12 protein-coding genes are annotated in these 12,642 nt (G+C 64.7%); 11 read left to right on the top strand and 1 reads right to left on the bottom strand.

The features are described from left to right. Positions 1–71: 71 nt before the first annotated feature. The 11 genes from M2343_RS08755 (at position 72) to M2343_RS08705 (ending at position 11,305) form a co-directional block, all read left to right on the top strand. Positions 72–2,225, top strand: coding sequence for an acetate--CoA ligase family protein (locus tag M2343_RS08755; protein WP_264576349.1), 2,154 nt, complete (start codon positions 72–74; stop codon positions 2,223–2,225). Between the two features lie 3 nt (positions 2,226–2,228). Next, positions 2,229–3,029 (top strand): crotonase/enoyl-CoA hydratase family protein, encoded by an 801-nt coding sequence (locus tag M2343_RS08750; protein WP_181558952.1) that lies wholly within the window; start codon positions 2,229–2,231, stop codon positions 3,027–3,029. A 3-nt stretch (positions 3,030–3,032) separates the two neighbouring features. Next, complete coding sequence (locus tag M2343_RS08745) at positions 3,033–4,205, top strand: thiolase family protein (protein ID WP_264576348.1); 1,173 nt, start codon at positions 3,033–3,035, stop codon at positions 4,203–4,205. 5 nt (positions 4,206–4,210) lie between these two features. After that, the gene (locus M2343_RS08740; RefSeq protein WP_264576347.1) at positions 4,211–4,636 is read left to right on the top strand and encodes a Zn-ribbon domain-containing OB-fold protein; all 426 of its coding nucleotides are present in this window, start codon (positions 4,211–4,213) and stop codon (positions 4,634–4,636) included. A gap of 242 nt (positions 4,637–4,878) precedes the next feature. Continuing rightward, complete coding sequence (locus tag M2343_RS08735) at positions 4,879–5,607, top strand: SDR family oxidoreductase (protein WP_264576346.1); 729 nt, start codon at positions 4,879–4,881, stop codon at positions 5,605–5,607. A 119-nt stretch (positions 5,608–5,726) separates the two neighbouring features. After that, the gene (locus tag M2343_RS08730) at positions 5,727–7,067 is read left to right on the top strand and encodes an MFS transporter (RefSeq protein WP_264576345.1); all 1,341 of its coding nucleotides are present in this window, start codon (positions 5,727–5,729) and stop codon (positions 7,065–7,067) included. Beyond that, a complete protein-coding gene (locus tag M2343_RS08725) occupies positions 7,064–7,822 on the top strand; it encodes an HD domain-containing protein (protein WP_264576344.1) in 759 nt (252 codons plus the stop codon). The genes M2343_RS08730 and M2343_RS08725 overlap by 4 nt, the downstream gene beginning before the upstream one ends. A gap of 108 nt (positions 7,823–7,930) precedes the next feature. After that, positions 7,931–8,941, top strand: a complete 1,011-nt coding sequence (locus M2343_RS08720; RefSeq protein ID WP_264576343.1) for a protocatechuate 3,4-dioxygenase — start codon at positions 7,931–7,933, stop codon at positions 8,939–8,941. A gap of 22 nt (positions 8,942–8,963) precedes the next feature. Beyond that, positions 8,964–9,641: an RraA family protein gene (locus M2343_RS08715; protein WP_264576342.1), complete on the top strand. Its 678-nt coding sequence runs from the start codon at positions 8,964–8,966 to the stop codon at positions 9,639–9,641. Then, positions 9,638–10,294 carry an RraA family protein gene (locus M2343_RS08710; protein WP_264569692.1) on the top strand — a complete coding sequence of 219 codons (657 nt, stop codon included), beginning with the start codon at positions 9,638–9,640 and terminating at the stop codon, positions 10,292–10,294. The genes M2343_RS08715 and M2343_RS08710 overlap by 4 nt, the downstream gene beginning before the upstream one ends. 12 nt (positions 10,295–10,306) lie before the next feature. Beyond that, positions 10,307–11,305 (top strand): amidohydrolase family protein, encoded by a 999-nt coding sequence (locus M2343_RS08705; RefSeq protein ID WP_181558959.1) that lies wholly within the window; start codon positions 10,307–10,309, stop codon positions 11,303–11,305. A 162-nt stretch (positions 11,306–11,467) separates the two neighbouring features. Here the strand turns inward: M2343_RS08705 and M2343_RS08700 are convergent, their stop codons facing one another. Continuing rightward, the gene (locus tag M2343_RS08700; protein WP_264576341.1) at positions 11,468–12,496 is read right to left on the bottom strand and encodes a hypothetical protein; all 1,029 of its coding nucleotides are present in this window, start codon (positions 12,494–12,496) and stop codon (positions 11,468–11,470) included. Positions 12,497–12,642: the final 146 nt, after the last annotated feature.

Below are 12,642 nucleotides of genomic sequence, written 5' to 3'. Positions count from 1 at the left end.
CTTGATTTACATATTGGGGGCCGCGCTCGCGCGCCCTTTTTCATGGCCCCCTCAGCATGAATGGTGATCCTATGTCTGCGACCGATCTTTCCCCCCGGATCAAACCTGTGCGGGGAGCCGATGCGGTCGCCTTGTTCATGCGCCCCCGCTCGATTGCGGTCATCGGCGTGTCGGCCAAGCCGAAGACGGCGGGGCGGACGGTGCTGGCCAATCTCCAGCTCAACGCCTTTGATGGCGATGTCCATGTCGTCGGCCGGGCGGAGGGGGAGATTGACGGCTATCCCGTGACGCAGAGCATCGACGATCTGCCCGAGGGCATCGATCTGGCGGTGTTCACGCTCCCGGCGGCGGGTGTGAAGGATGCGCTGGAGGCCTGCGTGCGGCGCGGGGTCAAAGCCGTGACGGTCTTTTCCTCGGGCTTTGCCGAGGCCGGTAATCGGGCAGGGCAGGATGAACTGGTCCGCATCGCCTATGAAGGCAATGTCGCGCTGCTCGGGCCGAACTGCCTTGGTTACACCAATCTCGTCAAGGGCTTGCCCATCGGCTTTGCCAACGCTCGCAAGGTGGCGAAGCTGGCGCCGGATGATCCCAATCCCGCCATTGCCATGGTCTCGCAGAGCGGCGGGCTGATGGCCTATGCCAGCACCAATCTCGCCGCGCGGCATCTGCCGATGGCCTATACCGTCTCCACCGGGAACGAGGCCGGCATCGGCATTCCCGATTTCATCGATTTCTTCGCGCAGGATGAGGCGACCAAGGTCATCGCCCTTTATCTGGAGGAAGTGCGCGATCCGCAGGCCTTCCTCGCCGCGGCCCGGCGCGCGCAGGCCGCCGGCAAGGCGCTGGTCGCCATTCATCCCGGCCGGGGCGAGAAGGGCAAGGCCGCGATCCAGTCGCACACCGGCGCGCTGGCGGGCGACTATGCCACCATGCAGCTCCATCTCGATCGCGCGGGCGTGGTGCTGGTCGAGACGCTGGAGGAGTGGGTCGATGTGATCGAGCTGCTGGCACGCTATCCGGCCGCGCCCACCAAAGGCCCGGGCGTGCTCACCTTCTCCGGCGGCTTCTGCGCCATCGCGCATGATTATTTCGAGGCGCTGGACATGGAGATGCCCGCCCTCACCGAGCAGACTCGCAGCGAACTGGCGCCGCAACTCCCCGTCTTCATCCCGCCGCGCAACCCGCTCGATCTCGGCACGCAGGCGATTTTCCAGCCGGAGCTGATCCCACTCGGCACCAATGCGCTGATGGCGGATGGCAATGTCGGCAGCGTGCTGATCGCCATCAACAGCGGCACGGCGGCTTCGCAGCGCGGCTATGGGCCGATGTTCATCGACAGCCTCAAGGGCAAGGATCGCCCGGCGATCATGGCCTTCCCGGCGCCGGAGATGGACCCCGACTTCGAAGCCTCGGTGCGCGCCAACCGCCTCATCCTCAGCCGCTCCATCGAGCGGTCGATGACGGCGCTGTCCCGCGTCACCCGCCATGGCCGCTCGCTGGAGCGCTCGGCGCGCTCGGTCACCCACACGCCCTTTGCCGATTTGCCGACGCTGGGCAGCGGCCCGCAGCCCGAATGGCTCGGCAAGCAGCTGCTGTTCGCCATGGGCATCCGCGTGCCCGCCGGCGGCCTCGCCACCTCGCTGGAGGAGGCCGAAGCGACCGCCGCCAAGGTCGGCTACCCGCTCGCCATCAAGGCGCAGGCCGGCGCGCTGGCGCACAAGACCGAGGCGGGGGGCGTCATCCTCGGCATAAGCGACGCTGACGAATTGCGCCGCGCCTGGGACGATCTTCACGCCAATGTCGCCCGCGCCCAGCCCGGTCTGGTGCTCGATGGCGTGCTGGTCGAGAAAATGGCGCCCAAGGGCCTGGAACTGATGATCGGCGCCAAGCGCGATGCCAAATGGGGGCCGGTCGTGCTGGTCGGCCTGGGCGGCATCTGGGTCGAGGCGCTGGGCGATGTGCGCCTGCTCCCGGTCGACATGGCGCAGGAGGATATCGTCGCCGAGCTGATGAAGCTGCGCAGCGCCAAGCTGCTCAAGGGCTTCCGGGGTTCGCCCCCGGTCGATGTGCAGGCGGTCGCCCACACCGCCGGGCTGATCGGCCGCCTGATGGAAACCATGCCGCAGATCGAGGAGATCGACCTCAACCCCGTCTTCGTGCATCCCCAAGGGGAAGGGCTGACCGCCGTCGATGCCCTCATCATCACCGCTGCGGAGGGGAACTGAACCATGAGCGAGACGCTGGCGACCTATGAGCTGGATGGCGAGATCGCCATCGTCGGCATCAACCGCGCGGCTAAGCGCAACGCGGTCAATACGGAAGTGATGGCAAGCCTGCACGCGGCGTTCGAGCGCGCCGCGTCGGAAGCGCGCGTCGGCATCCTTTTCGGCCATGGCGGCAATTTCTCGGCCGGGCTGGATCTGGCGGAAGCTGCCTCGCGCATGAGCGGCGCCAATCCGCCCAAGCCTTGGGAGCGCGGCCGCTGGACGGTCCCGCTCGATCTCGTCGCGCGCGGGCCGATCCCGTGGATCGCCGCGCTGGAGGGCGCCTGCATCGGCGGCGGGCTGGAGATCGCCTCGGCCTGCCAGGTCCGCGTCGCCGACGAGAGCACCTTCTTCGCCCTGCCGGAGGGCAAGCGCGGCATCTTCGTGGGCGGGGGCGGCGCCGTGCGCATTCAGGGCCTGATGGGCTATGCCCGCATGGCCGACATGATGCTCACCGGCCGCGTGCTGAGCGCCGCCGAGGGCGAGCGCGCCAATCTCTGCCAATATGTCGTGCCCAAGGGCGAGGCGATGGCCAAGGCGAAGGCGCTTGCCGCCAGCATCGCCAGCAATGCCCCCAACACCAATTGGGCCGTGTGCGCCGCGCTCCCCCGCATCGGCGACATGAGCCACAGCGACGGGCTGTTCTTCGAAGGGCTGATCGGCGGATCGGCCCGCAGCAGCGAGGGCACCGACCGCATCCGCGCCTTTGTCGAGCGCGGCGAGAACAAGGTCGCCGCGCCGCCTTCCGACCCGACGAAAGGCTGAACCATGGCGCTGCGGGACAATGCCATCGTCGGCTATGCGGAGACCAAGATCGTCCTGCGCAGCGAGGTCGACGTCTGGGAGCTGGGCGCCGAGATCCTCGACGGCATCCTGGACCAGACCGGCTTCGAGAAGGGCGAGATTGACGGGCTGATCCTGTCCTCCTCGTCCACCGGCGCCGGCAATATCTTCTGGTCGCAGACCACGGCCGATCAACTCGCGCTGGAGCTGGATTTCTGCCAGACGGTGGACATTGGCGGCTCCTCGCCGGTCGGCGCGGTGGCGCGCGCCGCCGCCGCCATCGATGCCGGGCTCTGCACCACCGTCCTCTGCCTCTTCGCCGATACCGCCGTGGCCGAGAATAACGGCCGCCCGCGCTCCTATGGCGCGGAGTGGACCACGCCTTATGGCTATCTCGGCGCACCCGCCGCCTTCGGCATGTTGAGCCTTTATTATCATGACAGGTTCGGCCTGGACGAGCGGGCGCTGGGCAAGCTGGCGGTGGCCCAGCGGGAACATGCCCTGCGCAATGACAAGGCCTGCGAGAAGCTGCGCAAGCCGATCACGGTCGATGATTATGTGCAGTCGCGCATGATCAACGACCCGATCCGCCTGCTCGATTGCGTCATGCCCTGCGATGGCGCCAGCGGGGTGCTGGTCACCAGCCGCAAGCGCGCCGAGCAGCGCGGCCTCACGCGCTGTGCGGTGCTGCGCGGCTATGGCGAGCGCACCAATCTCGGCGCCGCCTCGGCGATTGTCGATCCCACCGTCACCGGCCATCGGCAGGCCGGGGAGCGGGCCTTTGCGCAGGCCGGGCTCACCCCGCGCGATATGGGCTCCTTCCATCCTTATGATGACTTCATCATTGCGATCATGATGCAGTTGGAAATGCTCGGCTTTTGCGCGCACGGGCAGGGCGCGGCGTTCATCCACGAGACCGATTTCCTCTTCTCCGGCGATCTGCCGCTCAACACCGGCGGCGGGCAAATCTCCGCGGGGCAATGCGGTCTGGCCGGTGGCGGCACCAATCTTGTCGAGGCCGTGCGGCAGCTGTTTGGCGATGGCGGCGCGCGGCAGGTGAAGGATCGCCGCCATGCGCTCGTCACCGGCATCGGCGGCATTCCCTATGGGCGGAACTGGAACACCAGCACCGCCCTCATCCTCACGTCGGAGGGCTGAGGCGCATGGCCGATCTCAACGATCTCCTCGATATCGATCGCCCGCTGCCGCCGGAGCGCAGCTTTTCGCGCCCCTATTGGGAAGCGACGCGCGAGAAGAAGCTGCTCATCCAATATGATCGCGTGGCCGGCGCCTATCAGTTCTACCCGCGCCCCACGAGCATCTACACCGGCCGCCGCGACAATCTGGAATGGCGCGAGGTTTCCGGGCGCGGCACGATCTTCAGCTACACGATTGTCCGCCGTGCCCGCCCGCCGTTCCGCGACAAGGAGCCCTATGTCGTCGCCATGGTCACGCTGGAGGAAGGCGTGAATGTGATGAGCAACGTCATCCATTGCAGCGAAGCCGAGCTGAAGACTGGGCTGGCGGTGAAGCCCTATTGGCACCCGCTGCCCGATGGGCGCCACCTGCTGCTGTTCGAACCGGCCTGAGATCTCGCCGCGCGATCCTCTTTTGAATGGCCAGAGCGATGACGCCTGCTTAGGCTAGGCGGCGTAGGCAGAACGTGACGGCAATTGGCAGCCCCCCCGTCATTCCCGCGAACGCGGGAATCCAGCTTGGACCTTGCGTCTCGGCGCAGGCGTGGACCTGGATTCCCGCCTTCGCGGGAATGACGAAGGGAGATGCGGGGCAAGCCGGTGCATCCGCGGCGCGCAAGGGAGAAGGACGCATAATGAGTTACATCAAGGGCAAAGTCGCGCTGGTCACCGGCGCCAGCTCGGGTCTCGGCGCGGCCATCGCGGCCGAATTTGCCGCAGCCGGGGCCTCGCTGATCGTCGCCGCGCGCCGCAAGGCACCGCTGGATGCCTTCGTGGCCGAGGTTGAAGCGCAGGGCGGGCAGGCGCTCGCCGTGCAGTGCGACGTCTCGCAGGAGGCCGATGTGCAGGCGATGTTCGCCGCCGGCCTCGCGCGCTTCGGGCGCATCGATATCCTCATCAACAATGCCGGCATCGCCGATCACACCCCGACCGATGAACTCTCCTTCGCGCGCTGGTCGGAAGTGATCGACACCAATCTCAACGGCGCTTTCCTGTGCGCGCGGGAGGCGCTGCGGATCATGAAAGGGCAGGGGGCGGGGCGAATGATCCACATCGGCAGCCTCTCCGCGCAGGTGCCTCGCCCGAACACCATTGCTTATGCCGCGAGCAAGTTCGCGCTGGCGGGCATGAACCATTCCCTCGCCATCGATGGGCGCGATCATGGCGTTGCCTCGTCCATCTTCCACCCCGGCATTGTCGGCACCAATCTGGTGCAGAACATGCAGGAGGGCGATCCGCGCGACCGGATCAGCGCCGATGTCGCGGCGCGCGCGGTGCTGGCCATGGCCGATCTGCCCGATCATGTGAACTTCGTCGATGGCACCATATTGCCGCTCAATATGCCCTTTCTGGGTCGCGGCTGACCGCGCCCGATATTGTTGTTTCAAGCAACGGAGTTGTTGACAGGTCGATAGGATGCATGGGAAGCTGAGCCGATAAAAAAAGCATGAATCGGCAAGGCTGGCTACGGAGAGGACAGGCGATGGCCACGACACCCGCGACAGGCAAATACTATCCCGGCTGGTGGGTGGTGGCTGCCGGATTCATCATCTTCTTCTTTTCCTTCGGCGGCCCGACCTACTCCATGTCGCTCCTCTATAATGAGGTGATCGCGGAGTTCGGCTGGACCCGTGCCGAGGCCACCGGCATCTATGCGTGGAAAGGCCTCACCGGCGCACTGGTCGCCATTCTCGTCATCGGGCCGGCCGTGCAGCGCTTCGGGTTGAAACCGGTCTTCCTTACCGTGCTCATCATCCAGGCGCTGGGCTTCTTCACCTTCCTCAACGTCAGCTCCATCGCCACTTACTTTCTCGCCGGCTTCCTCATTGGCCTGGGTCAGGGCGCTGTGCTGCTCTGCATCAAGCTGATGGTAGCGCGCTGGTTCATGCGCAATGTCGGCTTTGCCGGCGCGCTGGCGCTGGTCGGGTCGAGTGCCGGCGGCGTGGTCTTTCCCATCGTTATCGCCGCGCTCATTCCCGAGATCGGCTGGCGCATGACCTATGCGCTGATTGGCGTGTCGATCCTCGCCGTCTCGGTGCCGCTCGTCCTGTTCGTCAAGCAGAACCCGTCGGAAGAAGATCTGCTGCCGGAGACCGCCAATGCCAAGGGTGTGCTGCCCAGTGCCGAGGTGGCGGCGGCGACGCGCGCGGCGGACATCCCGATGACTTATGCCGAACTGGTGCGCAAGCCGATGTTCTGGGGCATCATGATCGGCGTGCTGATCATCGCCGGCGTGGATCAGGGCCTGTTCCAGAACATGCAGCTCTATTTCGTGCAGGAAGTCGGCCTGACCCGCGAGACGGCGGCGTGGCTGCTCTCGCTCACCTCGGCCATCGGCCTTGCCTCCAAATTCATCGCCGGCAAGTTCTTCGATGTCTATTCGGTGAAAGGCATCGCCGCCTGGTATCTGCTCATCGCCGCGATGGTGCTGCTGGCCTTCCAGGTTTCCAGCCTCTCCACCGCGATCATCTTCATCTGCGCGCTGGGTCTCGCTCATGGCGGGCTGGTGTGCGAGGGGCCGGTGCTGGCCAAGCATGTCTTCGGGCCGCGCAACATGGACAAGGTTCTGCCCATCGTCACCGGCTGCTTCGCGCTCGGCTCGTCCATCGGCCCGGTGACACTGGCCTATATCTACGATGTGAACGGCCATTATGTCTGGGGCTTCGCGCTGTTCGCCGCCATGGCGTTCTTCGCGGCGTTCCTGCTCACCTTCGTGCGGCCGCTCTATCGGGACCGGCTGCGGGCCGCGACGCAGACCGGCGTGGGTGACGGGGCGGGGATGGCAACGCCGCCGGCCACCGCCAAGCCCTCCGCCGCGCTATGACCGCGCCGGATCTGCACAGCCTCCATGCGCAGGCCGATGCGCTGGAGGAGGAGATGAGCGAGGCGCTGGACGCGATCATCATCAAGTCCACCCTCTACCAGTCCGGCGATGTCGATCCGCGCCTGCCGCGCCCACCCATCGACAATCCGCGCCGGCTGCCATTCCTGATGGGGCCGGACCCGCGCCTGCCGCCGATGCCGGAGAAGCCGACTTTGGTCGATTTCTTCCGTCATCGCTTCGGCCCGTCCGCGCATGTCCTGCAAAGCGCCAGGCTGGCGCGCAATGCCGGGCATGACGAGAAGATCGTGCTCGCCTGCCTGTTGCACGACATCGCCGTCACCGGCTTCATCCGCGCCGATCATGGCTATTGGGCGGCGCAGTTGATCGAGCCTTATGTCGATCCCGAAGTCAGCTGGGCCGTGCGGGAGCATCAGGTGGTGCGCTTCTACCCCGATGAATCGGTCGGCTATGACTATCCCGAGGCCTATATCCGCTTCTTCGGCGCCGATTACCGGCCCGATCCGCATATCGACCGCGCCTATCAGCGCGCCCGCAACCACAAATGGTATATGAGCGCGCGGCTCGTCACGCTCAATGATTTCTACGCCCTCGACCCCAATGTCGTCGTGGATATCGAAGAGTTTACGGACATCATCGGCCGCCATTTCCGCCAGCCGGAGGAAGGGCTTGGCTTCGATGACAGCCCCTCCGCCCACATGTGGCGCACCATCATGATGCCGACGCGCTTTCTCTGAACAGCCTTGTCGAAAGCGCCCGCCATCGGTTGCTAACCGCATCGATATTGTTTACTGAGTCTACAATTATATGCCCGAGCGGCAACAATCTGGGAGCGGAGCGGAATCATGGCGGAGATCGTGCTGGGAATGTGGACATCGCACGGGCCGACCCTCTCGACCACGCCCGAGCAATGGACCCTGCGCGTCGCGGCCGATCTCAAGCGCCAGCATCCCTTCCGCGGCGCCGAATACAGCTTCGATGAGCTGGTCACGTTGCGCGCGGGCGAAAACCTCGCCGAGGCCTGCACCCTGCCGGAGCGCGAGCGCCGCTCGGCCGCCTGCCAGAGCGCGATCAGCGACATGGCCGACCGCTTCGCCGCCGCCAAGATCGATGTCGCCGTCATCATGGGCAACGACCAGCGCGAGCTGTTCCTGGAGGATGTGACGCCTGCCATCACCGTCTATCTCGGCGAGACGATCTGGGACCAGCCCGCCACCCCCGAGCAGGCCGCGCGGATGCCGCCCGGCATTCACGAGGCCGAGTGGGGCCACAGCCCGCCCGAGCGCCGGGACTATCCCTGCCAGCCCGAGCTCGGCATGCACGTCTGCAAATCGCTGGTGCCGCAGGGCTTCGATCTCGCCGTCTCCAAGAAGCTGCCCGAGCCCGCCGGCCACTGGTCGAGCGGCGCGCCGCACTCGCTCGGCTTCATCTATCGCCAGATCATGCGCGACGCGGTCGTGCCTAACCTGCCGATCCTCATCAACACCTTCTTTCCGCCCAACCAGCCCACCGCCCGCCGCTGTTTCGAGCTGGGGCGCGAGGTCGGCAAGGCGATCCGCAGCTGGAAGCAGGATCTGCGCGTCGCGGTGTTCGGCTCGGGCGGGATGAGCCACTTCGTCATCGACGAGGATTTCGACCGCATGTTCTTCGAGGCGCTCCGCACCCGCGATGCCGAGACGCTCTGCGCCATCGAGGACAAGCACCTCCAGTCCGGCACCTCCGAGCTCAAGACCTGGATCGCCGCCGCCGGTGCGCTGTTCGACACCGATTTGGCCGGCGACGTGGTCGGCTATGAGCCCTGCTACCGCTCGGAGGCCGGCACCGGCACCGCCAATGGCTTCGTCGCCTGGCAATAAGCCCATGCGTTTCAAAGGACGGATGATGACAGCAACAGACCCCCATGTCGCGCGGCTGCGCCAGCTGGATGCCTGCGCGGTGTCGGACACGCTGGATAAGCTGGGCCTGGCCGGCTGCGTAACCGGGCTGCGCTCGGCCTCGCCGGGCCGCCGCATCGCCGGGCGCGTCCACACCGTGAAGCTCAAGGCCGGCAATGCGCCCGCCGATCGCCCGCCGGTGCATCTGGGCGCTGCGGCCATCGATGCCAGCGGGCCGGATGATGTGATCGTGGTCGAGCAGCGCACGGGCATCGATGCCGGCTGCTGGGGCGGCATCCTGTCGCGCGGCGCGCAGCATAAGGGCGTGGCCGGGGTGATCTGCGAGGGGCTGGCCCGCGATGTCGATGAAGCCCGCGAGATCGGCTTTCCGGTCTTCTGTCGCGGTTATACCGCCCGCACCGCGCGCAACCGCGTCTATGAGGATGCCACCGACGTGCCGGTCACCGTGGGCGACTTCACCGTCGAGCCCGGCTTCTACGTCACCTGCGATTCCAGCGCTGCCGTGTTCATCGCGCCGGCCGACATCGCCCGCGTGCTCGATGCCGCCGAAGACATCGTCCGCCGCGAGGGCGAGATGACCCGCCGCCTCGCCACCGGCGAGAGTGCCAGCGCCGTGCTTGGCGCCAATTACGAATATATGCTCAAGGGCGATCATCAATGACCGACGACCGCAACGTCACCCGCGCCGCCGCGCTCGACACCGCCACGCTGAGCGATGCGCTCGACCGGCTCGGCATCGTCGGCCAGTGCTACCAGATCGCCGGCCGCGACCCCGATTTCCGCATGGCCGGCCGCGCCTACACCATGCTCTGCGGCCCCGCCTCGACCCCGCCCGGCACCGTCGGCGATTATATCGATGATGTGCCGCCGGGCCATGTCGTCGTCATCGACAATGGCGGGCGCGAGGATGCGACCATCTGGGGCGATATTCTCACCGAGATCGCGCATCGCCGGGGCCTCGCCGGCACGGTGATCGATGGCATCAGCCGCGATGTCTCGCTCTGCCGCGCGCTCGGCTATCCGGTCTTCAGCAAGGGCCACTGGATGCGCACCGGCAAGGATCGGGTGCAGGTGGAAGTCACCAACTGCCCCGTCAACATCGGCGGCGCCCGCGTCGCCCCCGGCGATATCCTGCGCGGCGATCCCGATGGCGTGATCGTCATCCCGCAAGCCCATGAGGAGGCCGTCCTCGCCGCCGCCGAGGAGATCCACGCCGCCGAGGAGAGCATCCGCGCCGCCTGCCGCACCGGCATGCGCCTCGATGAGGCCCGCGCGCAGTTCAAATATCACAGCCTTCAGACACGTCAGAAATAAGGGGATCACCCGATGATCATCGACTGCCATGGTCACGTCAGCGCTCCGGTGGAGCTTTGGGCCTATAAGGCGAGCCTGCTCGCGCATCGCGGCTCGCACGGGCGCGGCAGCGTCAAGGTGACGGACGAGCAGATCATTGCCGCCGCGCACCACAAGGAGACCTGGCCGGACGGGCACATCGAGCTGCTGCACAATCACGGCACGGACATGCAGCTCATCTCGCCGCGCCCGTTCCAGATGATGAACTCGGCCAAGCCCGCGCGCGTCGTCCACTGGTTCTGCGAGGAGGTGAACACCCTCATCCACCGCCAGTGCACGCTCATCCCGGAGATGTTCATCCCGGTCGCCGGCCTGCCGCAGGTGGCGGGCGAGCCCATCGAGAATGTCTTTGCGGAGATGGACCGCTGCGTCGCCATGGGCTTCAAGGGCTTCCTGCTCAACCCGGACCCCTATGAGAATGGCGCCGAGGAAGCCCCGCCGCTGGGCGACCGCTACTGGTATCCGCTCTACGAGAAGCTGTGCGAGCTGGATCTGCCCGCGCACATCCACGCCACCGGCTCCCAGTCCGAGCGCTCGCCTTATTCGCTGCACTTCATCAATGAAGAGACGATCGCCACCTATAACCTCTGCACCTCATCGGTGTTCGATGATTTTCCGCAGCTCAAGGTGGTGGTGAGCCACGGCGGCGGCGCCATCCCCTATCAGCTCGGCCGCTTCGAATCCCAGTCGCGCCGCACCAAGCACCTCTTCTCCGAGCGCATGGCCAAGCTCTATTTCGATACCGTGCTCTACACCGAGGGCGCCCTGCGCCTGCTCATCGAAACCGTCGGCCCCGAGCGCTGCCTGTTCGGCTCCGAATGCCCGGGCGTCGGTTCCACCATCGATCCCGCCACCGGCAAGCAAATGGACCACATCGCGCCCTTCATCCAGAAATTCGACTTCCTGAGCGACGCCGACAAGAAGCTGATTTTTGAGGATAACGCGCGGAAGGTGTTTAACTTGGAGGTTTGAGGGGGCAGCACCGCGTTGCGCCTTGGTTGCCGCCGTTCGGATCAGCTCGCATTCCCAAATGCGGACCTCTGCCACGCCACCTCGACCGCCTCAAAATGAGGAACCTTGTCCATAAACAGTTAACACGGCGTCGCGTGTGGGAGCGTCGTGGATGAACTGTCGTCAGGAATGGAGTGTGAATCCGCTAGGCTCAAGCAATATCCAACGCCGGGAGCGACGTTCTAGAGTTCCGCTCACCTCGACTGGTTTGCCAGCCGCGTGAGCCTCAACTGCTTTTAGGTAGTCGGTGGGGCTCAGCGAGCATCTCACAGTGATGTCACCTAGTTCTTCGCTTGACCAGAGAATTGCGACCTCTCGATCACCCATCAAATCGGTGAGATCGGACGGATCTGCTGCGGTAGCCAATCGAGTCACCCGCCCATAAACGGTTTCGGTCCAAGACTGAATTTGCGACCGCAGTTCTTTCGCTGCCGCCTTGATCACCTCAACCTGCGGACGTCCTACAAAGAAGCTTTCGCGAGGTTCTGACGGCAAGTCTTGGGACGACCATTCAGGGCTAAAAGAGAAGTCGAAGGCGATGCCGCCTTGAGAAGTTTGTTCAACAAGACTGGCTAGCTGTTCACATACGTTGGCGCTGAAACCTACACTAGGTGAACTCGTTATTGGTGCAGTGCTATCGGCCGCTACAGCCTCCGCGACCAACTTTAATCCTCTGGTGAGCCGTTGGATCACCCGCCGCTCAAAGGGCGGAGAAGTGGCTATGCCGAAAAGTGCGATTTGGTCGTTTTGTTGAAGAGGAGATTCGACCGTAAAACCAAAGCTCCCTCGGAAAGTATGGCCAAATCGGCATCGGTCTGCATATTCCGCAGCCTCCTTCTTTAAGCGTAAGAAATATGCTGTCGGCTGAAGTTCAGTGGTCGCCGTAGTCGCCAAAACACTTCTAATGCCAACCACAAAACTGCGAGCAATATCTAACTTTATTGCGTCGTTTACAACTTGCGCATCCGGAATTCGAGATCGAACAACATCAAAAGCGACTTCACGAATAGAGCGCACGACTTCGCTCTCTTCGCGCTCTTCAACAGCAGCAAGGGCATTGATCACGCGTGCCATAAGTGATGAATATTCAGGAGTCTCGACGTTGTTTGGAACAACTAACTCGATCCCTTCAAAATCCTTCTGAGAGGACATATACACGTCAAAGTTTCGCTTCCCTCCTGTTCGACCCTCCATAAGTACGCGAACAACTTCACTCTCGGCTCTCGCTAGATATGGTCTAGGCACCCGCACATGCCAGCCGGTTGCGAGAAGATACCGCTTGGCCATATCGAGAGGTA

The organism is Sphingobium sp. B8D3B (assembly GCF_025961875.1).
Classification (GTDB): Bacteria; Pseudomonadota; Alphaproteobacteria; order Sphingomonadales; family Sphingomonadaceae; genus Sphingobium.
Note: the sequence above shows the minus strand (reverse complement) of the source record. Positions and strands in the feature narration are given on the sequence as shown.